The sequence below is a fragment of the Curtobacterium sp. NPDC089185 genome (genome assembly GCF_040685235.1).
GTDB classification, from domain to species: Bacteria; Actinomycetota; Actinomycetes; order Actinomycetales; family Microbacteriaceae; genus Curtobacterium; species Curtobacterium citri.
In genome coordinates this window covers 269,617-294,666 of sequence record NZ_JBFBHK010000003.1, presented here as the reverse complement: position 1 = coordinate 294,666, position 25,050 = coordinate 269,617, and the positions used below count along the sequence as shown (strand labels likewise).

Genomic DNA, 25,050 nt, shown 5'->3' with positions numbered 1-25,050 from the left:
GACGGGCGGCCCGGTGCTGTCGAGCATCGACGACGCGGTCGCCGCCATCGCCGCGGGACGCCCGGTCATCGTCGCCGACGACGAGCACCGCGAGAACGAGGGCGACGTGATCCTCGCCGCCGAGCTCGCGAGCCCCGAGTGGGTCGCGTGGACGGTCGCGCACTCGTCCGGGTTCATCTGCGCTCCGGTGAGCGCCGAGATCGCCGACGCCCTCGACCTGCCGCCGATGGTGGCCCACAACGAGGACGTCCGCGGCACGGCGTACACGGTGACCGTCGACGCCGCGGTCGGCGTGACGACCGGCATCAGCGCGCACGACCGGGCACGGACACTCCGCGTGCTCGCGGACCCCTCGTCGGTCCGTGACGACCTGCACCGCCCCGGGCACGTCGTGCCGCTGCGGGCCCGTCCGGGCGGCGTCCGTGAACGCGCCGGGCACACCGAGGCCGCGATCGAGCTCGTCACCGCAGCCGGGCTCCGGCCCGCGGCGGCGATCTGCGAGATCGTCGGCGAGGACGGCGAGATGATGCGTCTGCCGGGCCTCGTCGCACTCGGGGCACGCGAGGGCGTGCCCGTCATCACCATCGCCGCACTCGTCGACTGGCTCGACGCGGCCGACCGGGCAGCGGCGTCGTCCGCGCCCCAGGAGGGAACCACAGCATGAGCGGAGCAGGAGCAGCGGAGCGCGACCACGTTGACGGCTCGGGCATCCGGGTCGCGATCGTCGCCGGACAGTGGCACGAGACGATCGCCGGGGGCCTCCTCGCCGGTGCACAGCGCGAGGTCGAGCGCCTCGGGGCCACGGCGCAGGTCGTCCCCGTGCCGGGCAGCTTCGAGCTGCCGGTCGTCGCGAAGGCCGCGCTCGAGGCCGGGTTCGACGCGGTGGTCGCCCTCGGTGTGATCATCCGCGGCGGGACGCCCCACTTCGACTACGTCTCGAGCGCGGCGACGAGCGGCCTGACCACGGTCGCCCTCGAGAGCGGCAAGCCGGTCGGCTTCGGGGTGCTCACCCTCGACGACGAGCAGCAGGGCCTCGACCGTGCGGGGCTCCCCGGGTCGAAGGAGGACAAGGGCGCCGAGGCCGCGCACGCGGCGATCGCGACCGCGGTCGTGCTGCGGAGCCTGCGCCAGCTCGCCTGACCGACGACGAAGCGCCCCGCACCACGGACCCGTGGTGCGGGGCGCTTCGTCGTCCGTGGACACCGACAGCGCCCCGGTGTATTTTTTGAACATGTTCGAAAAGCAGGGGGAGGCGGTCACCAAGCGTGACCGCACGCGCGGGCGCATCCGCGAGGTGGCATTGCGGTCGTTCCGCGAGCAGGGCTACGACGGCACGACGATGCGGGGCATCGCGGCCGAGGCCGGGCTCTCGGTCGGGAACGCGTACTACCACTTCCCGACGAAGGACCACCTCGTCCAGGAGCTCTACGTCGAGGTGCAGCACGAGCACGTCGCCCTCGCGACGCCCGCACTCGAGGGGGTCGAGGATCTGACGGACCGCGTGGGGATCGTCGTCCGCACGGGGCTGGACAACCTGTCGTCCTGGCACGCGATCGCGCCGCAGTTCCTCACCACCGCGATCGCGCCAGGGTCGCCGAACAACCCGTTCTCGGCCGAGTCGGCCCCGGCGCGGGACGTCGTCCTCGGGCTCTTCGAACGGGCTGTCACGCAGACGCGGAACCGGGTGCCCGAGGAGCTGCAGGCCGACCTGCCGCGGGCACTGTGGACGGCGTACCTGCTCGTCACGCTCTTCTGGGTGTACGACGGCTCGCCGGGGCAACGTCGCACCGACCGCCTGGTGGACGCGGCACTGGGGATCCTGCGCTTCGCGCTGCCGATGCTGCGCGTCCGGCCGTTCCGGCGTTCGGTGACCCGCATCGTCGGGATCGTCGCGGGGCGGGACGCATGAGCGGCGACGGCGAGCAGGTGGGTCGGACCGTCGCGGACCCTCTGGCCGGGGCGGCCGGCACCGGCCCCGGGGTGGGCCGCACCTGGACCCTGGAGGACTCGATCGCGCTCGAGGCGCGTGCGTACGGGTGGCTGGTCCTCGCCGTCCTGCCCGTGCTCAGCATCCTGCCGACGGTCGTCGGTCTCGTGGGGGTGCTCGTCGGGGGCGACGTCACCGTGTCGGACGCGACGTCGACCCTGTGGTGGATCGTCCTCGTGCCGCTGTTCTCGGCGGTCCCGGCCTTCGTCGCGTCCGTCCTGTCGCTCCCGGTGACGTGGGTCGTCGGACGTCGGCTCCGCCGGGTGCGGTCGGACCGGGCGCACGTGGCCTGGACGGCACTGACCGCCGCGGTGCTCGCGGTCGCCTCGACCGCCGTCGTGGCGATCCTGCTGTCGGACGGGTACGGCGACCCCCTGGCGTCCGTGGGTACGGCGCTGCCGATGGGGCTCGCTGCCGGCGTGGCGGGAGCGCTCGCTCGGCGCGGTCAGCTGCGGGGTGCCCGTCGGCGGGACGCAGCGGGGCCGGCGCCGGAGCCGCTCGTCTGACGCGATCCGCGCCGGTGTCGAACCGCGGAACCGACATCGAACCAGCTGTGGGGGGTGGTTCGATGTCGGTTCCGTGGTTCGACCCGACGACGGCGCCGGGGGACGACGGCGCCGGGGGACGACGGACGGCCCCGCACCTCGGAGGAGGTGCGGGGCCGTCGTGGTCGTGCTGCCGGCTACTTCTTGCCGAAGACGTGGATCGGCAGGAAGAAGGAGAGGCACATGAGGAGCACGCCGCCCATGAAGACGAAGGCCTGGCCGGACTGCACCTGGAACGCGAACCCGAAGAGGTACATCGACACCAGCAGCAGCAGGATCGAGAAGAAAGCGGCGACGACGCGGGCCACGGTGGTACCTCCGGTTCGAGCGGGTGGATCGGGACCAGTCTATCCCCAGGTCGGGCGGGACCGGTTCACGCGCACCGCGAGGACGGTGGGTTCACGCACCCGGACGGGTCGCGATGAGCCGGTCGACCACCGCGAGCAGGGCCTCCATGTCGACGCTGGCACGGTGCGGCCGCACGTCGGTCGCGATCGCGGCGCCGAGCGAGGCCTGGTGGTAGAGCCCGTCGCCGAGCAGCTTCACGGCCTGCGCGGTGGGGACGTCGCCGAGGGCGTCGACCAGGGTCTCGAGCCAGGCGTTCTCGGTCTCGTCGAGCGTCCGCCCGGCCTCCTCGTACCCGGCCTGCTGGAGGCGGCTCGCCGCGAGCAGGGCGAGGTCGAGCTCGCTGCCGACGTAGAGGCAGTTGCGGACGAAGTAGCGCGGCGCACCGTCCTCGGCCTCGCGCATGCGCTCGACGTCGATCGCGGAGAGGTCCGACAGACGCTCGCAGAGTCCCTCGACCAGCGCGGCCTTCGACCCGAAGTGGTACAGCAGTCCGCCCTTCGAGACACCGGCCCGCGCGGCGACGGCGTCGAGGGTCGCCGGACGCTCGCCTTCCTCGCACACGATGGCGACGAAGCTGTCCAGGACGCGGTCGCGGGCACTTGCCATGCGGACGAGTCTAGGGAACCGTCCGGACCGTGACGACCGCCTGGTTCCGTGAACGTTCACGAACGCCTTGTCCCGCTGCACCTGCCCGGCTAGCGTCGCCATGACCGTGAAGGTTCACGACACGAACAGGATCCGCATGTCAGCGCAGACCGCGACCCCCTCGACCACGCCACCCGCCGGTGCTCCCGCCCCCGGCTGGGCCGTCCTCGGCCCCGGCGGCATCGCCCGCCGCTTCCTCTCCCAGCTGCCCGCGAGCACGGGCACCCTCGTCGCCGCGGGCAGCTCCGCCACCGAGCGCGCCCGGGCCTTCGCCGACGAGGCCGCCGACCACGGCTTCGCCGACGTCCGCGCCGGTGAGTACGACACGGTGCTCGCCGACGAGGCGGTGGACGCGGTCTACGTCTCGACCGTGCACACCGGCCACGCCGACCTGGTGCTCCGTGCGCTGGCCGCCGGCAAGGCCGTGCTCTGCGAGAAGCCGCTGGCGCCGAACCACGGCACGGCGATGGCGCTCGTCGACGCCGCACGTCAGGCGGGTCTGCCCCTCGTCGAGGCGTTCATGTACCGGTTCCACCCGCAGACCGCGGCCCTGCTCGACCTGGTCCGCGAGGGTACGGTCGGCGAGGTCACCCACGTGGACGCGTCCTTCGCGTTCCGCGCGGGGGAGCGCACCGGACGGCTGTTCGACGTCGCGACCGCCGGCGGCGGGATCCTCGACGTCGGCGGGTACCCCGTCACCATGGCGGCCGCGGTGGTCCAGGCCGCGACCGGTGTCGCCGTGGCGGAACCCGTCGAGCTGACGGCGACCGGCACCCTCGGCCCCACCGGCGTCGACGAGTGGACGGTGGCGCACCTGACCTACCGGACCGGCATCACCGCCTCGGTGCGCACCGGTGTCCGGGTGCAGGACGACAACGCCGTCACGGTGCACGGCACGCGGGGGCGCATCGTCCTGACCGACCCGTGGACCCTGTCCGAGGACCCGATGATCGTGGTCAGCACCGTCGACGAGGACCCCCGCACGCTGTCGTTCGCCGGCGCGCAGCCCTACGCGCTCGAGGCCGACGCAACGACGGCGGCGCTGGCAGCCGGTGCCGTCGAGGCTGCGCAGATGACGCTCGACGAGACGCTCGCCACAGCCCGGACGCTCGACCGCTGGCGCGCCGCGATCGGCCTCCGCTACCCGTTCGAGGCCGAGACCGCCGACGTCCCCACGGTGAGCGGCCGCCCTCTGCGCGTGCGGGACGACGCCCCGATGCGGTACGGCGAGGTCCCCGGCGTCGGGAAGCGCATGTCGCGCCTCGTCATGGGCGTCGACAACCAGCCCGACCTGGCCCACGCCAGCGCGGTCTTCGACATGTTCTTCGAGCAGGGCGGCAACGTCTTCGACACCGGGTACATCTACGGCGGCGGGGTCCTCGAGGGTCGGCTCGGCCGGTGGATCGCGAACCGCGGCATCCGCGACGACGTCGTGGTCATCACGAAGGGCGCGCACACCCCGTTCTGCGACCCGGAGTCCCTCACCCGGCAGCTGCTGGAGAGCCTGGAACGGCAGGGCACCGACCACGCGGACATCTACATGATGCACCGCGACAACCCGGACGTCCCGGTCGGGGAGTTCGTCGACGTGCTCGACGAACACCGCCGTGCCGGGCGCATCCGGGTGTTCGGCGGATCGAACTGGACACTCGCCCGCTTCGACGAGGCGAACGCGTACGCGGCGGCGAACGGCAAGCACGGCTTCGAGGTCCTCAGCAACCACTTCGGGCTCGCCGAGGCGTACGACGTGCCGTGGGACGGCTGCGAGCACGCGACCGACCCCGCGTCGAAGCGGTGGCTCGAGGAGCGCCAGGTCCCGCTGCTGCCGTGGTCGTCGCAGGCGCGCGGCTTCTTCACCGGACGGGCCGCCCCCGGGGACACCAGCGACGCCGAGCTCGTGCGCTGCTACTACTCCGACGCGAACTTCGAGCGGCTCCGCCGAGCCCGCGAGCTCGGGGAGCGGTACGGCGTCCCGGCCACGGCCATCGCCCTGGCGTACGTGCTGCACCAGCCGTTCCCGACCTTCCCGCTGTTCGGCCCGCGCACCATCGCCGAGGCGCGGTCGTCGATGACCGGCCTGTCGGTGGAGCTCAGCCCGGAGCAGGTCGCGTGGCTGGACCTGCGCGACTGAGCGGGAGCGCCGACGTCGGCGACGCGGGCGGGGCCGTGACGGCCGCGCCCGCGTCGCTCCGGCGTCCGCCGGACACCGTCGGACCGCCGGCCGTCCGCGCCACCATCCACGACGTCGCCGCGGCGGCCGGGGTGTCCCGGCAGACGGTGACGCGCGCGATGAACGGCCTGTACGGCATCAGCGCGGCGACGAAGGAACGGGTGCTCGCGGCGGCCGCGGCCCTGGACTACCGCCCCTCGCGCTTCGGCCGCGGGCTCGTGACGGGCGGTGACCGGCAGCTCGGGCTCGTCGTGAACGACCTCCGCAACCCCTACTCGCCGGAACTCGCCGCCGCCGTGCTCGGCCTCGCGGCGGGGCGAGGGTGGAACGTGATGCTCGCGGACGTCGGGCTCGCCGGCGACTCGGACCGGGCGGTGCAGGCGCTCGGCGTGCAGACGGACGTGGTCGTCGGCTACCTCGGCGCGCGCGCTCCGGAGTGGATCGAGCGACTCGGCTCGGTGCCGGTCGTGGAGCTCGACCCCGCCGGCGAGGTGCTCCGTGCCGCGGTCCGCATCGACCCCACCGCGGCGATCGAGGAGCTCGCCGACCACCTGGTGCGCACCGGTGTCCGGCACCCCGTGATCGTCGACGCGTCGGAGAGCGGGCGCCCGAGCAGCCGTGGGCGCCTCATGCTCGACGCGCTCCGCCGCCGCGGGTATCTGCCCGAGGTGGCGATCGCGGACGCCCCGACCGCCGAGCTCGGTGCCGCCATGACCGCCCGCGCGCTCGACCGGTTCCGTCGACTCGACGCCGTCCTCGCCTTCAACGACGTGATGGCGCTCGGTGTGCTCGCGGCCTGCCGACGCGCCGGTGTCGACGTCCCGGGGACGGTCCGGGTCGTCGGGGTGGACGGGCTCGCGACGGGCACGCTCGTTTCGCCGACCCTGACGACGCTGGGCGTCGACCTCGACGTGGTCGCCGGTGAGGCGCTCGACCTCGCCCTCGGCATGCTCGCCGGTGAGCTGCCGCGCTCCGGTGCGGCGGTGCAGCGCACGGTCCGGCACCGGCTGCTCCTGCGCGAGTCCGCCTGACGGCTCCCGGGTGGGCGGACGGCGGACGGGAGGCGCGTGACGGGCCCGGCACGGGCCTCCCGACCGGCGGTGGTTGCACTTGCAACCATGACCGTCCAGACGGTACACTGACGGAGTCCTGACGGGGCGCGTGTCGACTTCCGCGTCCCGTCTCGTCTGCTCCGCCGTCGACCTGGTCCGGCTCGTTCCCCAGGGAGTCACCGTGTCCGCTCTGCTCACCAGCCCCGTCGCCACCGCCGTCACCGGCAGCCGCGCCCGACGGTTCGCGGCCCTCGCCGTGCTCATGCTGCCGGTGCTGCTCATCTCCGTGGACAACACGGTGCTGAGCTTCGCACTGCCGACCATCGCGCGCGCCCTCGACCCGAGCGCGACGACCCAGCTCTGGATCGTCGACGCCTACCCGCTCGTGCTCGCCGGCCTGCTCGTGGTGATGGGCAGCATCGGCGACCGCCTCGGGCGCCGCCGGATCCTCGTCGTCGGTGCCACCGGGTTCGCGCTGCTCTCGGTCGCCGCGGCCTTCGCGACCGAGGCCTGGATGCTCGTCGCCGCGCGCGCCGTGATGGGCGTCTTCGGCGCCATGCTCATGCCGGCGACGCTCTCGATCATCCGGAACGTCTTCGTCGACGCGGGGGAGCGGCGCATGGCGCTCGCCGTCTGGTCGACGATGTTCGCCGCCGGCAACGCCCTCGGCCCGCTCGTCGGCGGCACCCTGCTCGCGCACTTCCACTGGGGTGCGGTGTTCCTCGTCGCCGTCCCGATCCTCGTGCTCATGCTCGTCGGTGTGCCCTTCTTCGTGCCGGAGTCCCGCGACCCCGCGCCCGGCCCGGTGGACGTGCCGAGCATGCTCCTGTCGCTCGGTGCCCTCGCGCCGACGGCGTGGGCGATCAAGTCCGTCGTGCACCCCGACGAGCGCGGGCTCGCGATCGCGATGCTCGCGGTCGGCGTCCTCTGCGGCACCGCGTTCGTCCGCCGGCAGCTGCGCTCGCGCACGCCGATGCTCGACCTCCGGCTGTTCCGGAGCACCGCGTTCACCGGCAGCGTGCTCATGAACATGGCGGCGATGTTCTCGCTCACCGGCTTCCTGTTCTTCGTCGCCCAGCACCTGCAGCTCGTCGCCGGGCTCGACCCGTTCACCTCCGGGCTGGTGCTCGTGCCGGGCTCGGTCCTGACCGTCGTCGCCGGCCTGGTGGTCGTGCCGGTCGTCGCCCGGGTCGCTCCGCGTTGGGTGGTCGCGGTCTCCCTGACGTTCTCGGCCGCCGCGTACGCGATGGTGTCCCTGCTCGGACACGACGCGACGATCGTCGCGCTGGCCGTCGCGTTCGTGCTGCTCGGCATCGGCATCGGCGCGTCCGAGACGGTGACGAACGACCTGATCATCTCGACGGCCCCCGCGGACAAGGCGGGAGCAGCGTCGGCGGTGTCCGAGACGGCGTACGAGATCGGCGCGGTGCTCGGCACGGCCGTGCTCGGGACGATCCTCGCGACGGCGTACCGGACGCACGTGGTGGTCCCGGACGGTCTCAGCGGCTCGGCGCGGACCGCCGCCCAGGAGACCCTCGGCGGCGCGGTCTCCGCGGCGACCGACCTCGGCGGGGCAGCGGGGCAGGCGCTCCTGGAGAGCGCCCGGGCGGCGTTCGACTCCGGCGTCACGATCACGGCCGGTGTCGCAGCGGTGCTCATGCTCGTCGCAGCGGCGGCCTCCGTGGTCATGCTGCGGCGGGACTGACGGGACCGGTCCGACCGAGGCAGGCCTGGTCCGACCGAGGCGGCGCGGTCGGGTCTCGCGGCGCGCCAGGCCCGGTCGCGCGGCGCGGTCGGCCCGGTCGCGCGGCGCGCCCGGGATCGGACGAACCTGGGAATCGCTGACGCGGACCCCTGTCGAGGTCCTACGTTGGGAGATGGCCGCGCAGCCGCGGCCGACCCCACCCGGAGGATCCCCACGACTGCCATGCCCGACGAAGCACCCGCGACGACCGCCGACGCCTACAAGGCCGCCTTCCGCGGCCACCCCGCCGGCGTCGCCGTCATCACCGCCGAAGGGCCCGACGGACCCACCGGCCTGACCGCCTCCAGCGTCGCGAGCGTCGCGGTGGACCCGCCCGTCCTCGTGTTCTCGCTGTCGACGAAGTCCGGGTCCGCCGGGGTCGTCCTGGGCGCCGACGTCTTCGTCGTGCACCTCGTCGACTCGCTGAGCGTCGGGCTCGCGAAGCGCTTCGCCGCCACGGGCAGCCCGGCAGCCGACGACCCGATGTGGGGCACCCTGCCGTCCGGCGAGCGTTACCTCCCCGGCGCCGCGACGGCCCTGCGCTGCCGCCCCCGGTCGACGACCGAGATCGGCTCGTCCACCGTCGTCGTCGCCGAGGTCCTCGACATCGTCGTCGGCCAGGCCCACGGCGAGCCGCTCGTCTACCACAACCGGGAGTTCCACTCCCTCTCCGAACGTTCCCGGCTCTCCTGAGCGCCGCGGGACCACGTCAGACCACCACCGATCGAAAGGACCTCGCCATGGCCGAGTACACCCTGCCCGAGCTGCCGTACGACTACGCCGCGCTCGAGCCGCACATCAGCGGCAAGATCATGCAGCTGCACCACGACAAGCACCACCAGGCCTACGTGACCGGCGCGAACACCGCGCTCGAGCAGCTCGGCGAGGCGCGCGAGTCCGGCAACTTCGGTGCGGTCAACAAGCTCGAGAAGGACCTGGCGTTCCACCTCGGTGGCCACGTCAACCACTCGATCTTCTGGACCAACCTCGGCCCGGACACCAAGGTCCCCGAGGGCGAGCTCGCCGCGGCGATCGACGAGTTCTTCGGCTCGTTCTCGACGTTCCAGGCACAGTTCGCCGCCGTCGCCAACGGCATCCAGGGCTCCGGTTGGTCCGTCCTCGCGTGGGACCAGGTCGGCCAGAAGCTCGTCACCTTCCAGCTCTTCGACCAGCAGGCGAACGTGCCGCTCGGCGTCGTCCCGATCTTCATGCTCGACATGTGGGAGCACGCCTTCTACCTCGACTACCTCAACGTCAAGGCGGACTACGTCAAGGCCGTGTGGAACATCGTCGACTGGGAGAACGTCGCGGCCCGCTTCGCGAACGCCAAGTCGCAGTCGTTCGTCACCCTGTGACGCGACGTCGGTCACCGCGGTGACCGACCGACGGACGGGAGGCGCGGTGCCGGTCGGTACCGCGCCTCCCGTCCGTCGTCCGTGCCGTCCCGGTCAGGCGGCCGCCAGTCGGACGTCGGCGGCGAGCCCCCGGGCGACGGCGAGCAGGGCGGTGTCGACGTCCGCGTGCTCGGGGTCGACCAGCGCCGACCACTGCGCGCCGCGTGCGGCGTCGACCGCAGCCCGCGCGGCGCGGTCCGCCTCGGCGTCGCAGTACCCGTGGGTACGACACCACGCGGTCAGTTCGGCGACCCGGTGGCGGTGGAGCCGACGCTGGCGGTCACGGCCGTCGAGCCCCTCGACGCAGCCGAGCTCGAAGGTCAGCCGGACCGCGAGCAGGCGTTCCGGGGTGCCGAGCCGGCCGTAGACGGCGAGGAGGTGCTCGGCGAGCGCGTCGGGGTCGGCGTCCGGTGCCAGCAGCCGGTCCTCGTCGGCACACAGGTGGTCCACGACGGCGTCGACCAGGGCGTCGCGCGAGCCGAAGTGGTAGACGATCGGGTAGGCGCTCGTGCCCAGGACACGGCCGAGGCTCCGCACCGAGGCGTCCTCGACCTTGGTGTCCTGCAGGTGACGCGCGACCTTCGCGATGATCGCGGGCTTGAGCGTGGGGTCGGGCCTCCTGGGCATGGTCCCTCCGGGCGGTCTCGAGTGGCGGCGGCGTGTCCGCCGAGGTGATCTTCTGAAATGTTAGCGGATCAGTACGGTGCGTGTTTCGGAGCTTTGCTCATGTTCGTGTACCGTGTCGGACGTGTCACCGTCTCCCGAGCGCGTCCCGGTGCCGTCACGGCCCGCGGTGGGCGCCGACGGACGACGGGTGGCGGGACGGCGTCGCGGCCGCGGCAAGCGCTTCCTGGTGGTCGGCGACGTGCTCGACGGGGTCCTCGTCGAGACCACCGTCACCACGGTGGGTGCTCACGACCCGGCCGCGCTGATCCGGCACCAGCCGGCCGGTGCCGGTGGGGGCGCCGGGAGCTGGCTGGGGTGGCTCGGCGCGGAGGTCGACCTCGTCGCCCGGGTCGGGGTCGACGACGTGGTGCGGCACGGGCGGGCCCTGACCGACGCCGGCGTCCGGCCGCACCTGCGGTACGACGCCTGCGTCCCCACCGGAGCGCTCGTGTCGGTCCGGAGCACCGCGGGACGGACCAGCATGTCGGACCCGGCGGCGAGCGGCGACCTCCGGGCCGACGACGTCGGCGACGACCTGGTGTCCCGCGCGGACATCGTCCACCTCACCGGGGCGGCCCTGCTCGGTGGCGGTCCGGCGCGCATCGCCGGACTCGTCGCACGCGCGCGATCGGGAGGGGCACGCGTCTCGCTGGACCCGTCCTCGACGGCCGTCGTGCGCGCGGTCGGCGCCGAGGACGTGCTGTCCGCGCTGACCGGTGTGGACGTCCTGTTCCCGAACGCCGCCGAGGCGCGCGCCCTGGGCGGGGCCGAGGACCTGCCGGAGGCCCTGCGCCGGCTCACCGAGGCGGTGCCGCTCGTGGTCGTGACGACCGGGGCCGACGGCGCACTGGTCGGCCGACGGGGTCGGGCTCCGCTGCGCGTCACCGCGCCGGCCACGACGGTCGTCGACACCACGGGGGCGGGGGACGCCTTCGCCGCGGGGTTCCTCCGCGCCTGGGCGACGGACCGCGTCCGCGTGGCGTCCGCCGCCCGCGAGGGCGTCCGCGTCGCGTCCCTCGCGCTCGGGGTGGTCGGGGCGCGCCCGCCGGTCTAGCGGGGCTCGCCGTCCGGTGTCACCGCTCGTCGTCGGGTGTCACTGCTCGTCCTGCGGCTACCGTTCGGTGGGTTCGGCGGTCACCAGCAGGGTCTGCACGCGCCCGGCGGCGAGCGGGGCGAGGCGGATCTCGACCCGGAGTCGTCCCGCGGTGCCGGGGAGCCACCACCGGAGCTGCGACGGGACCGTCGAGCGCTCCTCGAGCGGCGCGGCGTCGAGGTCGGCCCCGACGGTCCGCACGGCCTCGAGCAGCGCACGACGGCGGGCCGCCCACGGCCGGTCCATCGGGACGTTCGGGGTGCAGACCGCGGCACCGAGGGCGGCGACCGTCGCGTCGTCCACGTCGTCGGCGGCCCACCCGCGCAGCAGCGCCGAGACCGCCTCGCGAGCCGCTCGCACGGCGTCGACCGTGCGGCGCACCCCCGGGACCGCTGCCGCCCGCTGCACCCTCGCGGTTTCGACGTCGACGTCCATCGGCAGGTCCGCGAGGAGCTCGTCGAGCGCCTGCTCCGCGGGTGCGGACACCTTCGCCTGCGTCGCGTTCTCGAACGCCACGACGCCGAGACCGTGCTCGACCGACCACCGCATGTGCGCGGAGAAGCCGGGGTAGCCGCCGGAGTGCGACACGATCTCGCCGTACCGCGGGTCCTGCTCGACGAACAGCCCGAAGCCGTACGCGGTCGCTCGGCGCGCGGCGGGGACGACCGACGGCGGGACGACCCGCAGGGCCTGCTGCGCCGCGCGGCGGTCCGCCGGTGTCACCGGGCCGGGTTCGGGGTCGGCACCGGACGCGGACGCCAGGTGCCGGGCCCAGCGGGCGAGGTCTCGGACCGTCGAGAACAGGCCGCCGATCGCCGAGAACGCGCCCGGGCCGGTCATCGGCTGCGGGGTCCAGGAACCGTCGTCGTCCCGCTGGCCCGTCACGACGTACCCGCGTGCCTCGGCGGCGCTGAACACGGTGGCGTCGAGCCCGAGCGGCGTCAGCACCCGCTCGGTCACCGCCTGCGCGTACGGGACGCCGGCGGCGTGGGCGATCGCTCGCCCGATCAGCGCGTAGCCCGTGTTCGAGTAGGCGAAGCGCGTGCCCGGGACGGAGTCGAAGAGCAGCCCGCCGCGGAGCACCGCGTCGAGGTCGTCGTCCGTGATCGACTCCTGCCGGTCCGCCCAGGGGTCGTCCGTCGGCAGGCCGCCGGACATCGTCAGCAGCATCCGCAGGGTCGGGACGGGCGCGTCGGGGGAGGGCAGCGTGACGGCCGCGAAGGCCGGGACCGCGTCGGTCACGGGGCTGTCGAGGTCGACCCGTCCCTCGGCGACGAGCGTCAGCAGGGTGGCCGCGGTGAAGCTCTTCGTGCACGAGGCGATGCGGTAGACCGTGTCCGCGTCCGGCGCCCGACCGTCGCCGCGGTCGCCGTGGCCTCCGGACGCGATCAGGCCGCTCCGGTCGAGGACACCCCACACGCTGCTCGGCGTGGTGCCGTCCTCGACCCGGGAACGGAACCGCGCGTCGATGACCGCGAGGACCGCGGGGGAGACCGTCACGTCCGGCGCATCTCGGCGTAGGCGTCGAGGGCGCGCTGCCGCGTGGCCTTCAGGTCGACCATGGGCTCCGGTCGGTCCTCGTCCGCCGGCACCCACCGCCGCACGTACTCGCGGTGCGGGTCGAAGCGCTCGAGCTGGCGGTCGGGGTTGAACACGCGGAAGTACGGTGCGGCGTCGAAGCCCGACCCGGCCACCCACTGCCAGTTGCCGGCGTTGTTCGCGGGGTCCGCGTCCACCAGGGTGTCCCAGAACCACTGCTCGCCGATGCGCCAGTCCACGAGCAGGTTCTTGACGAGGAAGCTCGCCGCGGCCAGCCGGACGCGGTTGTGCATCGCGCCGGAGGACCACAGCTCACGCATGCCCGCGTCCACCAGGTCGAAGCCGGTGCGGCCGTGCCGCCAGCGGTCGAGCTCGTCCTCGTCCACGTCGCGCCAGGGGAAGGCGTCGAACTCGCGGCGCACGTTGACCGTCGCGATGTCGTCGCAGTGGAAGTACTCGTTCCAGTTGAACTCGCGCCAGGCGAGCTGCCGGAGGAACGCCGGGGCCTGTCGCCGCTGGGCGGGCTCGAGCTCGCCGTGCAGGCGGTGCCACACCTGGTACGGACTCACCTCGCCCCACCGGAGGTGCGGGGAGAGGTCGCTCGTCGCCGCCATGGCCGGTTCGTCGCGCTGGTCGTAGTCCTCGAGCGCATCGTGGACGAACTGCTCGAGCTTCCGGTGCGCGCCGGCCTCGCCGGGCTCCCAGGCGTCGCGCAGCCCGCCGGCCCAGTCCGGCTTCGTCGGCAGGAGCGCCCAGTCGTCGAGGTCGTCCGACGCCACGTCGGCCGGGGCGGGCAGGTCGCGCGGCTTCGGCAGCGGGTGCCGCGGCTCGGGCATCGCCTGGGCGGCCCGCCAGAACGGCGAGAAGACCTTGAAGGGTTCGCCCTGGCCCGTCATGACCGTCCACGGCTCCCAGAGCAGGTTCGCCGCGAAGCTGTGGGCTTCGGTGCCGTCGTCGGTCAGGGCGCTCTTGATGCCCGCGTCGAGGTCGCGCTCCACCTTGCCGTAGCGCCGGTTCCAGTACACGGCGTCGGCGTCGGCTTGGGCGACGAGCTCGGGGATGACGCGTGCGGCAGGACCACGGCGCAGCACGAGCCGGGAGTGCCGGTCGCGCAGCTCCGCGTCCAGCGCGGCGAGGGAGTGGTGCAGCCACCACCGGCTGGCGGCACCGACCGGCCGGATGCCCGGAGACTCCTCGTCGAGCACGACGACGACGGTCACGGGGCCGCCGTGGTCGATCGCGGCTCGGAGTGCCGGGTTGTCGGCGAGACGGAGGTCCTCGCGGAGCCAGACGATCGCACCGGTCATGCCGACACCGCCTCGACGGCGCGCGGACGGCGGTCGCGGTCGGGACCCCCGGCCGCCACGCGCAGCTTGGTGCAGAGCTCGGTGAGGGTGCGGAGCTCGTCGTCGTCGAGTCCGGCACCGACCTGGTCCGCGATGGTCCGGGCGTGCTGCACCGCCACCGAGCGGTAGACGTCGAAGCCGTGGGCCGTGAGGGCGACCACGACGCCGCGTGCGTCGTTCGGGTCGGGCTGCTTCTCGACGATCCCGCGCGAGGCGAGTCGCTCGACCAGACGGCTCACGCTCGGCTGGGTGAGCAGGAGGTGACCGGTGAGGTCGCGCATCCGGCAGCGTCGGCCGGGCTGCGTCGACAGGTTGAAGCACACGTCGTACTCGTTGAAGGAGATCTCACCGCCCGGGAAGTCGGCGTTGAGTGCGCGCATCACGGTCACCTGCGCGCGGAAGAGTGCCTCCCAGGCCGCGACGGCGGTCGCCTTGTCGCTGCGGCGTGCGTCGTCCACGGTCGTCGTCCCTCTCGGTCGTGCGGTCCAGCCACACTACCGACGGGCGGGGACACCGCGCGGAGCGTGGACCGCCCGTGGGGGACACGGGGGAGCCCTCGGGAACGACAGAGGCCGGTCGCCTTCTGGGCGACCGGCCTCTTCCCTTGCACCAAGAGTGTCCTGCAATCACATTCCGCAGGCCGTGCCACAGCAAACACTGCCTGCAGGGACGACTGTATAACGACGCGGTAACGGTGCGCCAGCGTGTCCTGGAACCGATCGCTGCGAGTTCGCTGACCGTCTGCTCAGCGGGTCAGAAGAGGTCGGGCGACGGGGTGGACGCGTACCGCACGGCGACGTCCGCGTGGCGGTCGAAGCGGTACCCGACGCCCCGGACCGTGCGCACGATCTCCTCGAACGCACCGAGCTTCGACCGCAGCCGTCGCACGTGCACGTCGATCGTGCGCTCGTTCGGGGTCTCGTCCTCGTCGTCGGACCACAGGCCGTCGATGATGGCGGCACGGTCGACCGTCTGGCCCTCGCGCAGCACGAGGAACTGCAGCAGCTCGAACTCCTTGTACGTCAGGGGAGCGGCCTCACCGTCGAGGGTCACGCGCTTGCGCGAGATGTCGATCACGACACCGGTCTCCTCGGGCTCGGGCTTCTCCGCCTGCTTCCGAGCGGCGACCGCGGACCGGTCCTGCAGGGCGAGGCGGACGACGTCGACGTCACGGCCCCCGGACCCCTCCGCGGCGACCGCGACGGCCGCGTACGTCTCCGACGAGGGGACGAGCTGTGCCGTCAGTGCCTTGAGCTGCTCGACCACGGCCGCGAGGGTCGTGCCGGCGGCCGCGGCCGCTGCCTCGTCGATGCCCACGTAGAGCGCGAAGCCGCGGGCCTCGGTGCCCTCGGGCAGCGCGCGGTTCCGCTGCGGCGCGACGACCGGGCTGGTCGGGACGCCGGTCGGCACCGGCGGGGCCACCGGCTGCCGTCGAGCCCGGATCGGCGTCACCGTGCCGAGGTCGGTCGGCGCAGCGGGGGCGGTGCGGAGCGTGGTGCGGGGCTGGGCGATGGTGAGCGACATGGTGGTTCTCCGGGCGGGTGGTCGCGGTGCGGTGCAACGCGGCGGTGTCGAATGCGTCGGTCCGGGTACGGCTGATCGCCGTGTCGCCCTGCGGTCCTGCGGTGGACCGGGGCCTCCGGGAGGGTGACCGGCACGTCGGACGCGATGCCTGCGCGTCGACGAGGTGGCGTCACCCGGGGATCACACGCTCGCGACCGGGGTGGTGTCGCGGGGGATCCGGCTGGAACGGGTACCGATCAGGCACACATTCGACAACGCATGACCGCCGTCGCCGGCATCATCGTGCCGGCGGTCCCCAGGGCCTCGCAGAGGACTCGGGTGGGCACGGTTGCAGTCATGCCACGAGTATCGGCGGTATACCAACGCGGTGTCAACCGTCCGACCGGACGGTGGCGGCGGAGTGGACAGGCCGCGCGCGACGACGCCGTCGTCCCGGCGCGGGCGATCGCGGGACGACGGCGTCGAGGGGAAGCGGTGCTACTCGGCCAGGCCGTAGAGGCGGTCGCCGGCGTCGCCGAGACCGGGGACGATGTAGCCGTTCTCGTCGAGCTTCTCGTCGAGCGCGCCGAGGACGATCGACACGTTGCGGTCGCCGACGGCCTGCTCCACCATCGCGAGGCCCTCGGGGGCGCCCAGGATGCACACGCACGTGACCTCCTCGGCACCGCGGTCGAACAGGAAGTCGATCGCCGCGGCGAGCGTGCCGCCGGTCGCGAGCATCGGGTCGAGGACGAAGCACTGGCGGCCGGACAGGTCGTCGGGCAGCCGCTCCGCGTACGTCTGCGGCTCGAGCGTCTCCTCGTTGCGCGCCATGCCGAGGAACCCGACCTCAGCGGTCGGGACGAGCTTGACCATGCCCTCGAGCATGCCGAGGCCGGCGCGGAGGATCGGGACGACGAGCGGGCGGGGCTTCGCGATCGAGACGCCCATCGTGTGCGCGACCGGGGTGTCGATCGGCGTGGCCGTCACCCGGACGTTCCGCGTCGCCTCGTACGCGAGGAGCGTGACGAGCTCCTCGGTGAGGGCCCGGAAGGTCGGGGAGGGTGTGGTCCGGTCGCGGAGCACCGAGAGCTTGTGGGTGATGAGCGGGTGGTCGGCGACGTGGACTCGCATGGAGTCGAGCGTACCGTGCCGATGGGGCAGGATCGACGCGTGGAACACCCAGCCGCCCGCCCCTGGACCGCCGCGATGGACCGCGCGCTCGACGAGGCCCGCGCGTGCCTGGTGACCGGTGACGTGCCGGTCGGTGCCGTCGTCGTCGACGCCTCGGGTGCGGTCGTCGCCGTGGGGCGGAACGAGCGCGAGGCTCGCCAGGACCCCACCGCGCACGCCGAGGTGCTCGCGCTCCGCGCCGCTGCGGCGGTCACGGGGGACCGGCACCTGGCGGAGCACACCCTGGTCGTCACGCTCGAGCCGTGCCTGATGTGCGCGGGCGCCGCCCTGGCCGCACGCGTCCCGCGGATCGTCTTCGGTGCCTGGGACCCGAAGGCGGGCGCCAGCGGCAGCCTGTACGACATCGCGCGGGACCGCCGCCTGCCCCACCGCGCCGAGGTCGTGGCGGGGGTCCGGGAGCAGGCGTGCGCCGACCTGCTCGACGCGTTCTTCCGCGAGCGGCGCTGACGCGAGCGGCGCCGGCGCGAGCGGCGCCGACAGACCGACGCCGAGCCCTCAGTCGGCCGCGCGGATGACGATCGCCTCGGTCGGTGGCCGGGGCCCGGTCCGGAGCACGTCGGGCTCGATGTAGATGACGCGGGCGATCGGCACGGCCTCCCGGACCCGCTGCTCCACGGTGTCGATCCCGGCCGCCACGTCGCCGAGCCGCCGGTCGCCGTCGACGGCCACCTTCATGCCCACCATCAGCTCGTCGGGCCCGAGGTACAGGGTCTTCAGGTGCACGATCGAGTCGACCTCGGGCCCGTCGAGCACGGCGGCCTTGATCCGCTCGACGTCGGCGGCGGTCGCACCCTCGCCGACGAGCAGGCTCTTCGTCTCGATGCCGAGCACGACGGCCACGGCGATGAGCAGCAGGGCGATGAGGATCGTGCCGATCGCGTCGAACACGCCGTCGCCGGTGACGACGGTCAGGCCGACGCCGAGCAAGGCGAACACCAGGCCGGTCAGCGCAGCGGTGTCCTCGAGCATGACGACGGGGAGCTCGGGAGCCTTCGCGCGACGCACGAACTGCACCCACGACTGGGAGCCCTTCTGCGGTCGCGCCTCGCGCAGGGCGGTGCGGAGCGAGAAGCCCTCGAGCCCGATCGCGATCACGAGCACGGCGACCGGGAGCCACCAGTTCGTCAGCGGGTGCGGCTCGCGGAGCTTCTCGATGCCCTCGTACAGCGAGAAGACCCCACCGATGCTGAACAGGATGATCGAGACGACGAAGGCGTACACGTAGCGCTCGCGACCGTGGCCGAACGGGTGCTCCTCGTCCGCGGCACGGCGCGCACGGCGCCCGCCGAGCAGGAGCAGGAGCTGGTTCACCGAGTCGGCGAGGGAGTGCACGCCCTCGGCCAGCATCGCCGCCGACCCGCTGATCGCCGCCGCGACGAACTTCACGATCGCGATGCCGATGTTCGCGGCCAGTGCGGCGAAGATCGCCCGCGTGCCTCCTGATGCGCTCACGGCACCGATCCTAGGCGCGGGCGGTGGATAGGGTCGGGAGCATGACGATCGAACTGCCCCGCACCGCCATGCTCGGCGTCGGGTCGATGTCCGGCAGTGTCCTCGACGGTCTCCTCGCGGCCGGCCTCGACCCCGCGACCGTGACGCTCACCACCCGGTCCGAGGGCTCCGCGGCGGCCTGGCGCGGTCGTGGGCTGGACGCCGCGGCCACGGAGACCGACCCCGATGCGAACCGGGCGGCGGTCCGCGACGCCGGACTCGTCGTGCTCGGCGTGAAGCCGTACCTGGTCGGCGAGGTCCTCGACGAGGTCGCCGCGTCCCTGCACCCGGGCGCCGTGGTGGTCAGCGTCGCGGTCGGCACCACCACCGCGTCGATGGAAGCCCGCGTGCCCGCCGGCGTGCGCGTGGTCCGGGCCCTGCCGAACACCCCGATCGGCGTCGGGCACGGCGTGACCGGCATCAGCGCGGGCTCGACCGCCGACGCCGGAGCGGTCGCCCTCGCCTCGTCCGTCTTCACCGCCTCCGGACAGGTCATCGAGGTGCCCGAGGCGCGACTGGACGCCCTCTCCGCCGTGTCGGGTTCCGGCCCGGCCTACGTCTTCCTGCTCGTCGAGCAGTGGCAGCAGGCCGCCGAGGGCCTCGGCTTCACGCCGGAGCAGGCGGCGGTCATGGTCCAGGGCACGCTGCGGGGCGCGGTCGAGCTCCTCGCCGCGTCGGGACGCGAGCCCGCCGACCTCCGACGCGCGGTGACCAGCCCGAAGGGCACCACCGAGCGGGCGATCGCCGTCCTGCAGGACGCCGACCTGGCCGGCACCTTCACACGCGCGTCGCACGCGGCGATCGCGCGTGCCGAGGAGATCGCCGCGTCGTGACGGGCCGCGGTGGCCGACCGACGGACGGGAGGCGCGGTGCGGGCCCGCACCGTGCCTCCCGTCCGTCCGCCCGTGCGTTCGCGGTCGCTACTCGAGCGCCGCGAACCGCTCGAGGTCCGTCTCGGTCCCCGAGACGATGATGACGTCGTCCTCGCCGATGACGCTCTCCGGCGTCGCCGGCACGAAGGCGCGACCCGGTGACTTGATGCCGAGCACGGTGAGCCCGTGCCGCGTGCGGATGACGGTCGTGGCGAGGTCCTTGCCGCGCACGGCACGCGGCGGGAACATCTTCACCACGGCGAAGTCGTCGTCGAACTCGATGAAGTCGAGCATCCGACCGGACACGAGGTGCGCGGTCCGCTCGCCGGCCTCGCGCTCGGGGTAGACGACGTGGTTCGCCCCGATCCGCGACAGGATCGTGCCGTGCGAGCGGCTGACGGCCTTCGCCCAGATCTGCGGGATGCCGAGGTCGACGAGGTTCGACGTGATGAGCACGCTCGACTCGAGGTGCGAGCCGACCGCGACGACGGCGATGGCGAAGTCCTGCGCGCCGATCTGCCGGAGGGCGTCGATGTCGGTCGCATCCGCCTGCACCGCGTGGGTGACCCGGTCCGACCACTTCTGCACGAGCCCCGCGTCGGTGTCGACGACGAGCACCTCGCGGTGCTGGCGCTCGAGCTGCCCAGCGGTCGCGGCGCCGAACCGGCCGAGACCGAGGACGAGCACGGGCGCGTCGTGGCTCACGGCTCCGGTGGCGGGGTGGGGTGCACTGCGGGGACGGCGGTCAGCCAACGATCGGCCTCTCCTCGGGACGGCGGAACAACTGCCGGCTCTGACTGGCGGCGAGCGCGGCGGCGATCGTCACTGTACCGACCCGGCCCAGGAACATCGTGGCCGCGAGCACGTACTTGCCGGCCTCCGGCAGCTCGGCGGAGATGCCGGAGCTCAGTCCGCAGGTGGCGAAGGCCGAGATGACCTCGAAGAGCACCCGGTCGAGGGAGTCGCCCGTGATCTGCAGCAGCACGATCGTCATGACGGCGACGATGGTCGCGCCCCAGAGCACGACGGCCACGGCCACGCGGAGCACGTCGCTCGGGATCCGGCGCCCGAACGCCTCCATGCTCCGGCGTCCGCGGGCCTCGGCGACGGCGGCGAGGAACAGCACGGCGAGGGTGGTCACCTTGATGCCGCCCGCCGTCGACGCCGATCCACCGCCGATGAACATGAGCATGTCGGTCACGAGCAGGCTCGCGCCGTGCATCTGCTCGACGTCGATCGTCGCGAACCCGCCGGACCGGGTCATCATCGAGAAGAAGAGCGCCTGGAACGCCGTGTGCCCCGCTCCCGCGTCGCCGAGGGTCCGGGGGTTCGACGCCTCCAGCGCGGTGTAGACCACGGCGCCGAGGGCGAGCAGCACGGCGCTCGTGGTCAGCGTCAGCTTGACGTGGATGGGCCAGCGTCGCGGGGTGCGCAACTGCTTGGTCAGCGCCCGGATCACCGGGAACCCGATGGACCCGGCGAAGACCGCCACCATGAGCAGGGTGAGGAACCAGTAGTCGTTCGCGAACGGCGCCAGCCCCTCGGCGTTCGGCGAGAAGCCCGTGTTCGTGAACGCCATCGCGGCGTAGTAGAAGGAGTCGCCGACCGCCGTCCAGAAGGGGTAGCCCGCGACGAGCACCGACGGCAGGAGGAGCAGGCCGACGGCGGCCTCGATGGTCAGGGTGCTGACGGCCACGGTCAGGAGCAGGGTGCCGACCTCGCCGAGGCGGACGGCCTGTCCCTCGGGCACCGCGCCGCTGTGGGTGCGGAGCGGGTTCGAGTCGCCCGCGGCGATGAGCTTCGCGCGCAGGCCGAGCCGCCGCGTGACGACGAGCCCGAGGATGGACGCGAAGGTCAGCACGCCGACGGCGCCGATCTGCGTCCCGACCACGATGAGGACCTTGCCGAACACGGACCAGTGCGTGGCCATGTCGACCGTCGCGAGACCGGTCACGCACACCACCGACGCCGCGGTGAAGAGGGCGTCCGCGAAGTGCGTCGTGGTGCCGTCAGCCGAGGCCAGCGGGGTCATGAACAGCACGGTGAAGACGAGGATCAGCGCGACGAAGACCAGGATCGCGAGCCGCGACGGCGACGACCGGAGGACGGCGGCGATCCGGCCAGCCTGCCGCCGGGAGTCGCTCACCTGCGGCGGGAGCGCCTCGGTGCGGTCGAGCATCGTATGCCTCCGGGGACATGGGCGTCGGACAGCGGTCATGGTACATCCGTGACGGCGCGGCTAGCCTTGCCGCATGGCCGACATCTTCACCGTCGTGGCGGACCCGACCCGGCGGGAGCTGCTCGGCGCCCTGCTCACGGCGTACGGGTCGGACGCGACCGGCGGGGAGCTCAGCGTCGGCCAGCTCGTGGCGAAGATCGGCGTCAGCCAGCCGACCGTGTCCAAGCACCTCCGGGTCCTGCGCGACCACGGGCTGGTGTCGAGTCGCGAGGAGGGGCAGCACCGCTTCTACCGCCTCGACCCGGAACCGCTCGTGCGGCTCGAGGAGTGGGTCGTGCCGTTCACCGGCGCCGTCGACGCCGACGGCACCCCGGCAACGACGTCCTGGACGCTCGACGGCCAGCCGGTGTCGTTCCGCCGGACGGGCACGCCGAGCCGGTCCGGGATCGAGGTCGGGACCGAGCTCGGACGGGTGATGGCCGAGGCGTCGCACCGCGCGACCGCGGCGTTCACGGGCGCGCAGCAGGGCTGGGAGCGTGTCGTCGACCGGAGCCGCAAGCGCTTCACGCGCAAGGGCGAGGACGACTGACGCACCCGGTCGTGCGTCCGCTCGGAGTCTCCTGGACACGCGGTCCCACGCGCCCCTACAGTTACCCCTGACCACACAGGTCACACCGATCCGTGCGCCCAACCGAACGCGCACGGCCACCCGAAGGCGGACCATGACCGGCAGTTTCGACGACGTGCGCTTCCTCACCGTCGCTGAGGTCGCCGAGATGATGCGCGTCTCGAAGATGACGGTCTACCGCATGGTCCACGCCGGCGAGCTCCCTGCGATCCGGTTCGGCCGCTCGTTCCGCGTGCCCGAGTCGGCGGTCGCCGAGCTCCTGCGCGGCGGCATCGCCGACGTCGGCTGAGCGGCTCGTTCGACAGGACCGCTGCGCTCCGCTAGACTCGGCCGGGTTGATTTTCCGCGGTCTCTTCGGGCCCGGTGTCCACACATCAGCATCGTTCCGAGCGAGGTCCACTATGGGTTCTGTCATCAAGAAGCGTCGCAAGCGCATGGCGAAGAAGAAGCACCGCAAGCTCCTTCGCAAGACGCGTCACCAGCGTCGCAACAAGAAGTAAGCGCCAAGTCCAGTACTTGCACCCGAAGCCCCGGTCCGCCGGGGCTTTCGTGTTCCCCGGAATGGTCATAATGGAGCCATGCCCGCCGTGACGTTCCTGACGAAGCCCGGCTGCCACCTCTGCGACGACGCCCGACCGGTCGTCGAGCAGGTCGTGGCGGCGCACCCCGGCGCGACCCTCGAGGAGCGGTCGATCCTCGACGACGACGCGCTGCGCGAGGAGTACGCCGAGGACATCCCGGTCGTGCTCGTCGACGGCCGGGTCCACAGCAACTGGCACGTCGACGCCGACCGGCTCCGTCGTGCCCTCGAGCAGGCGGAGGCCCGCGCATGATCCACCACGTCGTCTCCTGGACCGTCCGCGAGGACCTCGACCGCGTGGAGGTCACCACGCGCATCCGCGAGCTGCTGACCGGCCTCGTCGGCACGATCGGGTCGATCCGCTCGCTCGAGGTGGTCGAGAACGTCGCCTACCCGGGGAAGAACCAGGACGTCGCGGTGGTCGCGACGTTCGACGACCTCGCCGGGCTCGACGAGTACCAGTTCCACCCGGAGCACCAGGCTGCGGCCGCGCAGATCCGCGAACTCGTCACGGGGCGGGCCGCCATCGACTGGGAGGGGTGAGGCGCGCCTCCCGGCCGGCGGCCTCGGGCTGCGACGGCCGCGCTGCGCCGCTGCGCCGCTGCGCGCTCCGCACAACGGAAAGCGGCTCGAACCACGGGATTCCCCGGTTCGAGCCGCTTCCTGTTGTGCGACGGCAGGTCGCGCCGCGCCCGCTGTCTACGGGGTCAGGCGCGTCGGGCCGCGGAACAGGTACGTGACCTCGCGGATCGACGGCTCGTGCAGCGCGAGCATGAGCACGCGCGCCAGTCCCATGCCGAACCCGCCGTGCGGCGGGACGCCGTACCGGAAGAAGTCGAGGTACCAGCCGAGCTCCTCCGGGTCGAGACCCTTCTCGACGGCCTGCGCCTCGAGGGTCTCCACACGGTGCTCGCGCTGGGCGCCCGTCGAGATCTCCGCGCCGTTGAACAGCAGGTCGTAGCTGTTCGTCAGCGTCGGGTCGTCGGCGTGCCGCATGTGGTAGTACGGCCGGATCGTGGCGTCGTAGTCGGTCACGAACACGAACTCGGAGCCGTGCGTCTCCTTCGCCCACGCGCTCACGCGGCGCTCGCCCTCGGGGTCGAGGTCGCCGTCCGCCCGCACGACGTCGTGTCCGCTGTCGGCGACGATCTTCCGGGCCTCGGCGAGCGTCACGCGGGGGAACGGGGCGGTCGGCACGACGAACTCGAAGCCGAAGACCTCCTCGATCTCCTTGCCGTACTTCTCCTTGACCGCGGTGAACCCGGCGACGAGGAGCTCCTCGTGCATCGCCATCACGTCGTGGTGCGACTCGACCCACGAGATCTCGGCGTCGACGCTCGTGAACTCGGTGGCGTGGCGGCTCGTGAAGGACGGGTCCGCGCGGAAGGCGTCGGCGATCTCGAACACCGCGCCGAAGCCGGCGGGCTGCGCCATCTGCTTGAAGTTCTGCGGCGACTGCGCCAGGTAGGCGGTCGTCTCGAAGTACTCGAGCTGGAAGAGCTCGGCGCGCGACTCGGACGCCGACGCCATGAGCTTCGGGGTGTGGATCTCGATGTAGTCGCGCTCGACCCAGTAGGTGCGGAACGCGTGCTCCATCGTGGTCTGGATGCGGAAGATCAGGTTCTGCTTGCGGTTGCGCAGGTCGAGGAAGCGCCAGTCGAGGCGCTTGTCGAGCGAGGAGTCGTCCGCGATGGGCGTCTCCGGCTTCGCGGCGCTGACCACCTCGAGCGAGCCGACCTTCACCTCGAGCCCGCCGAGCTTCACGCGCTCGTCGTGCTTCAGCGTCCCGCGGACGTGCACGAAGGTGCCGTGGGCGAGCCCGGAGATGTCGTTCGTGATGGTGAGCCGTGCCTGGGCGTCGTCGTCACCGTCCTCGGCCTCGCGCGTCGCCGGGTTGACGAGCTGGGCGGCGCCGGTCTCGTCGCGGAGCACGACGAACTGGACCTTCTTCTGGTCGCGGACGGTCTCCACCCAGCCGGCGACGGCAACGGGGCCGTCGGGGAGGGCGGCGAGGTCGGCGATGCGGGTGCGTTCGATCACGGTCGTCGAGTCTACGGCCTCCTCAACAGGGGCT

Annotated in this window: 28 protein-coding genes and 1 pseudogene; 17 read left to right on the top strand and 12 right to left on the bottom strand. The window is 72.9% G+C overall.

The window, feature by feature from the left end:
• Window positions 1-13 precede the first annotated feature (13 nt).
• From ribB to AB0N84_RS04945, 4 genes and pseudogenes are all read left to right on the top strand, one after another.
• A pseudogene (gene ribB, locus AB0N84_RS04960) lies at window positions 14-619 on the top strand (3,4-dihydroxy-2-butanone-4-phosphate synthase); the annotation flags it as partial.
• Between the two features lie 41 nt (window positions 620-660).
• Window positions 661-1,140 carry a 6,7-dimethyl-8-ribityllumazine synthase gene (ribH, locus tag AB0N84_RS04955; RefSeq protein ID WP_363544128.1) on the top strand — a complete coding sequence of 160 codons (480 nt, stop codon included), beginning with the start codon at window positions 661-663 and terminating at the stop codon, window positions 1,138-1,140.
• A gap of 55 nt (window positions 1,141-1,195) precedes the next feature.
• Window positions 1,196-1,909 (top strand): TetR family transcriptional regulator, encoded by a 714-nt coding sequence (locus tag AB0N84_RS04950; RefSeq protein ID WP_363544126.1) that lies wholly within the window; start codon window positions 1,196-1,198, stop codon window positions 1,907-1,909.
• On the top strand, window positions 1,906-2,493 hold the full coding sequence (locus AB0N84_RS04945) for a hypothetical protein (RefSeq protein ID WP_363544124.1): 588 nt from the start codon (window positions 1,906-1,908) through the stop codon (window positions 2,491-2,493). The genes AB0N84_RS04950 and AB0N84_RS04945 overlap by 4 nt, the downstream gene beginning before the upstream one ends.
• Before the next feature lie 176 nt (window positions 2,494-2,669).
• Here AB0N84_RS04945 and AB0N84_RS04940 read toward each other — a convergent pair whose 3' ends face one another.
• Window positions 2,670-2,840 carry a hypothetical protein gene (locus tag AB0N84_RS04940; protein ID WP_182048001.1) on the bottom strand — a complete coding sequence of 57 codons (171 nt, stop codon included), beginning with the start codon at window positions 2,838-2,840 and terminating at the stop codon, window positions 2,670-2,672.
• 91 nt (window positions 2,841-2,931) lie between these two features.
• Window positions 2,932-3,486, bottom strand: coding sequence for a TetR/AcrR family transcriptional regulator (locus tag AB0N84_RS04935; protein WP_069712096.1), 555 nt, complete (start codon window positions 3,484-3,486; stop codon window positions 2,932-2,934).
• A 136-nt stretch (window positions 3,487-3,622) separates the two neighbouring features.
• On the opposite strand from AB0N84_RS04935, the gene AB0N84_RS04930 reads away from it, so the two are divergent.
• The 5 genes from AB0N84_RS04930 (at window position 3,623) to AB0N84_RS04910 (ending at window position 9,846) form a co-directional block, all read left to right on the top strand.
• Window positions 3,623-5,656 (top strand): aldo/keto reductase, encoded by a 2,034-nt coding sequence (locus AB0N84_RS04930; RefSeq protein ID WP_363544121.1) that lies wholly within the window; start codon window positions 3,623-3,625, stop codon window positions 5,654-5,656.
• On the top strand, window positions 5,635-6,726 hold the full coding sequence (locus tag AB0N84_RS04925; protein ID WP_363544119.1) for a LacI family DNA-binding transcriptional regulator: 1,092 nt from the start codon (window positions 5,635-5,637) through the stop codon (window positions 6,724-6,726). Before AB0N84_RS04930 ends, AB0N84_RS04925 begins: the two co-directional genes overlap by 22 nt.
• A gap of 202 nt (window positions 6,727-6,928) precedes the next feature.
• Window positions 6,929-8,452, top strand: a complete 1,524-nt coding sequence (locus AB0N84_RS04920; RefSeq protein WP_363544117.1) for an MFS transporter — start codon at window positions 6,929-6,931, stop codon at window positions 8,450-8,452.
• A 222-nt stretch (window positions 8,453-8,674) separates the two neighbouring features.
• On the top strand, window positions 8,675-9,184 hold the full coding sequence (locus AB0N84_RS04915) for a flavin reductase family protein (RefSeq protein WP_069712098.1): 510 nt from the start codon (window positions 8,675-8,677) through the stop codon (window positions 9,182-9,184).
• Window positions 9,185-9,231: 47 nt separating this feature from the next.
• Window positions 9,232-9,846 (top strand): superoxide dismutase, encoded by a 615-nt coding sequence (locus AB0N84_RS04910; RefSeq protein WP_182045942.1) that lies wholly within the window; start codon window positions 9,232-9,234, stop codon window positions 9,844-9,846.
• 93 nt (window positions 9,847-9,939) lie between these two features.
• Here the strand turns inward: AB0N84_RS04910 and AB0N84_RS04905 are convergent, their stop codons facing one another.
• Window positions 9,940-10,512, bottom strand: coding sequence for a hypothetical protein (locus tag AB0N84_RS04905; RefSeq protein WP_182045943.1), 573 nt, complete (start codon window positions 10,510-10,512; stop codon window positions 9,940-9,942).
• 121 nt (window positions 10,513-10,633) lie between these two features.
• Between AB0N84_RS04905 and AB0N84_RS04900 the strand changes: the two genes are divergently transcribed.
• Window positions 10,634-11,605: a PfkB family carbohydrate kinase gene (locus tag AB0N84_RS04900; RefSeq protein WP_363544114.1), complete on the top strand. Its 972-nt coding sequence runs from the start codon at window positions 10,634-10,636 to the stop codon at window positions 11,603-11,605.
• A 57-nt stretch (window positions 11,606-11,662) separates the two neighbouring features.
• Here AB0N84_RS04900 and AB0N84_RS04895 read toward each other — a convergent pair whose 3' ends face one another.
• From AB0N84_RS04895 to upp, 5 genes are all read right to left on the bottom strand, one after another.
• On the bottom strand, window positions 11,663-13,144 hold the full coding sequence (locus tag AB0N84_RS04895) for a serine hydrolase domain-containing protein (RefSeq protein ID WP_363544112.1): 1,482 nt from the start codon (window positions 13,142-13,144) through the stop codon (window positions 11,663-11,665).
• Window positions 13,141-14,490, bottom strand: coding sequence for a deoxyribodipyrimidine photo-lyase (locus AB0N84_RS04890; protein ID WP_289457365.1), 1,350 nt, complete (start codon window positions 14,488-14,490; stop codon window positions 13,141-13,143). The genes AB0N84_RS04895 and AB0N84_RS04890 overlap by 4 nt, the downstream gene beginning before the upstream one ends.
• Entirely contained in the window at window positions 14,487-14,987 is a 501-nt protein-coding gene (locus AB0N84_RS04885; protein WP_182045947.1) for a MarR family winged helix-turn-helix transcriptional regulator, read from the bottom strand. Before AB0N84_RS04885 ends, AB0N84_RS04890 begins: the two co-directional genes overlap by 4 nt.
• Window positions 14,988-15,282: 295 nt before the next feature.
• Window positions 15,283-16,053, bottom strand: coding sequence for a winged helix-turn-helix domain-containing protein (locus AB0N84_RS04880; RefSeq protein ID WP_069712104.1), 771 nt, complete (start codon window positions 16,051-16,053; stop codon window positions 15,283-15,285).
• A gap of 477 nt (window positions 16,054-16,530) precedes the next feature.
• Window positions 16,531-17,166, bottom strand: coding sequence for a uracil phosphoribosyltransferase (gene upp, locus AB0N84_RS04875; RefSeq protein WP_069712105.1), 636 nt, complete (start codon window positions 17,164-17,166; stop codon window positions 16,531-16,533).
• Between the two features lie 75 nt (window positions 17,167-17,241).
• Here upp and AB0N84_RS04870 point away from each other — a divergent pair, with 75 nt between their 5' ends.
• Window positions 17,242-17,673 (top strand): nucleoside deaminase, encoded by a 432-nt coding sequence (locus AB0N84_RS04870; RefSeq protein WP_069712106.1) that lies wholly within the window; start codon window positions 17,242-17,244, stop codon window positions 17,671-17,673.
• 48 nt (window positions 17,674-17,721) lie between these two features.
• Here AB0N84_RS04870 and AB0N84_RS04865 read toward each other — a convergent pair whose 3' ends face one another.
• Window positions 17,722-18,678, bottom strand: a complete 957-nt coding sequence (locus tag AB0N84_RS04865; protein ID WP_182045948.1) for a cation diffusion facilitator family transporter — start codon at window positions 18,676-18,678, stop codon at window positions 17,722-17,724.
• 41 nt (window positions 18,679-18,719) lie between these two features.
• Between AB0N84_RS04865 and proC the strand changes: the two genes are divergently transcribed.
• Window positions 18,720-19,550, top strand: coding sequence for a pyrroline-5-carboxylate reductase (proC, locus tag AB0N84_RS04860; protein WP_289457368.1), 831 nt, complete (start codon window positions 18,720-18,722; stop codon window positions 19,548-19,550).
• 87 nt (window positions 19,551-19,637) lie between these two features.
• Here proC and AB0N84_RS04855 read toward each other — a convergent pair whose 3' ends face one another.
• Window positions 19,638-20,294 (bottom strand): TrkA family potassium uptake protein, encoded by a 657-nt coding sequence (locus AB0N84_RS04855; protein WP_141718877.1) that lies wholly within the window; start codon window positions 20,292-20,294, stop codon window positions 19,638-19,640.
• Window positions 20,295-20,334: 40 nt separating this feature from the next.
• Window positions 20,335-21,768: a potassium transporter TrkG gene (locus AB0N84_RS04850; protein ID WP_363544107.1), complete on the bottom strand. Its 1,434-nt coding sequence runs from the start codon at window positions 21,766-21,768 to the stop codon at window positions 20,335-20,337.
• Between the two features lie 73 nt (window positions 21,769-21,841).
• Here AB0N84_RS04850 and AB0N84_RS04845 point away from each other — a divergent pair, with 73 nt between their 5' ends.
• The 5 genes from AB0N84_RS04845 to AB0N84_RS04825 all read left to right on the top strand — a co-directional run bounded on the left by AB0N84_RS04845 (window position 21,842) and on the right by AB0N84_RS04825 (window position 23,519).
• Window positions 21,842-22,357: a metalloregulator ArsR/SmtB family transcription factor gene (locus AB0N84_RS04845; RefSeq protein ID WP_363544105.1), complete on the top strand. Its 516-nt coding sequence runs from the start codon at window positions 21,842-21,844 to the stop codon at window positions 22,355-22,357.
• A 133-nt stretch (window positions 22,358-22,490) separates the two neighbouring features.
• Entirely contained in the window at window positions 22,491-22,685 is a 195-nt protein-coding gene (locus AB0N84_RS04840; RefSeq protein ID WP_058729786.1) for a helix-turn-helix domain-containing protein, read from the top strand.
• Between the two features lie 112 nt (window positions 22,686-22,797).
• Window positions 22,798-22,896: an AURKAIP1/COX24 domain-containing protein gene (locus AB0N84_RS04835; RefSeq protein WP_003792170.1), complete on the top strand. Its 99-nt coding sequence runs from the start codon at window positions 22,798-22,800 to the stop codon at window positions 22,894-22,896.
• 78 nt (window positions 22,897-22,974) lie between these two features.
• Window positions 22,975-23,229, top strand: a complete 255-nt coding sequence (locus AB0N84_RS04830; protein ID WP_069712111.1) for a glutaredoxin family protein — start codon at window positions 22,975-22,977, stop codon at window positions 23,227-23,229.
• Window positions 23,226-23,519, top strand: a complete 294-nt coding sequence (locus tag AB0N84_RS04825) for a Dabb family protein (RefSeq protein ID WP_289457376.1) — start codon at window positions 23,226-23,228, stop codon at window positions 23,517-23,519. The genes AB0N84_RS04830 and AB0N84_RS04825 overlap by 4 nt, the downstream gene beginning before the upstream one ends.
• Window positions 23,520-23,675: 156 nt before the next feature.
• Here AB0N84_RS04825 and aspS read toward each other — a convergent pair whose 3' ends face one another.
• Window positions 23,676-25,016 (bottom strand): aspartate--tRNA(Asn) ligase, encoded by a 1,341-nt coding sequence (gene aspS / locus AB0N84_RS04820; protein WP_363544102.1) that lies wholly within the window; start codon window positions 25,014-25,016, stop codon window positions 23,676-23,678.
• Window positions 25,017-25,050 lie beyond the last annotated feature (34 nt).

Excerpts from the sequence above, each read along its gene's own strand:
- AB0N84_RS04945 (WP_363544124.1), top strand. The coding sequence starts at position 1,906 with ATGAGCGGCGACGGCGAGCAGGTGGGTCGGACCGTCGCGGACCCTCTG.
- AB0N84_RS04910 (WP_182045942.1), top strand. The coding sequence starts at position 9,232 with ATGGCCGAGTACACCCTGCCCGAGCTGCCGTACGACTACGCCGCGCTC.
- AB0N84_RS04840 (WP_058729786.1), top strand. The coding sequence starts at position 22,491 with ATGACCGGCAGTTTCGACGACGTGCGCTTCCTCACCGTCGCTGAGGTC.
- AB0N84_RS04845 (WP_363544105.1), top strand. The coding sequence starts at position 21,842 with ATGGCCGACATCTTCACCGTCGTGGCGGACCCGACCCGGCGGGAGCTG.
- AB0N84_RS04935 (WP_069712096.1), bottom strand. The coding sequence starts at position 3,486 with ATGGCAAGTGCCCGCGACCGCGTCCTGGACAGCTTCGTCGCCATCGTG.
- proC (WP_289457368.1), top strand. The coding sequence starts at position 18,720 with ATGACGATCGAACTGCCCCGCACCGCCATGCTCGGCGTCGGGTCGATG.
- upp (WP_069712105.1), bottom strand. The coding sequence starts at position 17,166 with ATGCGAGTCCACGTCGCCGACCACCCGCTCATCACCCACAAGCTCTCG.
- AB0N84_RS04890 (WP_289457365.1), bottom strand. The coding sequence starts at position 14,490 with ATGACCGGTGCGATCGTCTGGCTCCGCGAGGACCTCCGTCTCGCCGAC.
- AB0N84_RS04835 (WP_003792170.1), top strand. The coding sequence starts at position 22,798 with ATGGGTTCTGTCATCAAGAAGCGTCGCAAGCGCATGGCGAAGAAGAAG.
- AB0N84_RS04915 (WP_069712098.1), top strand. The coding sequence starts at position 8,675 with ATGCCCGACGAAGCACCCGCGACGACCGCCGACGCCTACAAGGCCGCC.
- AB0N84_RS04870 (WP_069712106.1), top strand. The coding sequence starts at position 17,242 with ATGGACCGCGCGCTCGACGAGGCCCGCGCGTGCCTGGTGACCGGTGAC.
- AB0N84_RS04830 (WP_069712111.1), top strand. The coding sequence starts at position 22,975 with ATGCCCGCCGTGACGTTCCTGACGAAGCCCGGCTGCCACCTCTGCGAC.
- ribH (WP_363544128.1), top strand. The coding sequence starts at position 661 with ATGAGCGGAGCAGGAGCAGCGGAGCGCGACCACGTTGACGGCTCGGGC.
- AB0N84_RS04905 (WP_182045943.1), bottom strand. The coding sequence starts at position 10,512 with ATGCCCAGGAGGCCCGACCCCACGCTCAAGCCCGCGATCATCGCGAAG.
- AB0N84_RS04850 (WP_363544107.1), bottom strand. The coding sequence starts at position 21,768 with ATGCTCGACCGCACCGAGGCGCTCCCGCCGCAGGTGAGCGACTCCCGG.
- AB0N84_RS04930 (WP_363544121.1), top strand. The coding sequence starts at position 3,623 with ATGTCAGCGCAGACCGCGACCCCCTCGACCACGCCACCCGCCGGTGCT.
- AB0N84_RS04880 (WP_069712104.1), bottom strand. The coding sequence starts at position 16,053 with ATGTCGCTCACCATCGCCCAGCCCCGCACCACGCTCCGCACCGCCCCC.
- AB0N84_RS04825 (WP_289457376.1), top strand. The coding sequence starts at position 23,226 with ATGATCCACCACGTCGTCTCCTGGACCGTCCGCGAGGACCTCGACCGC.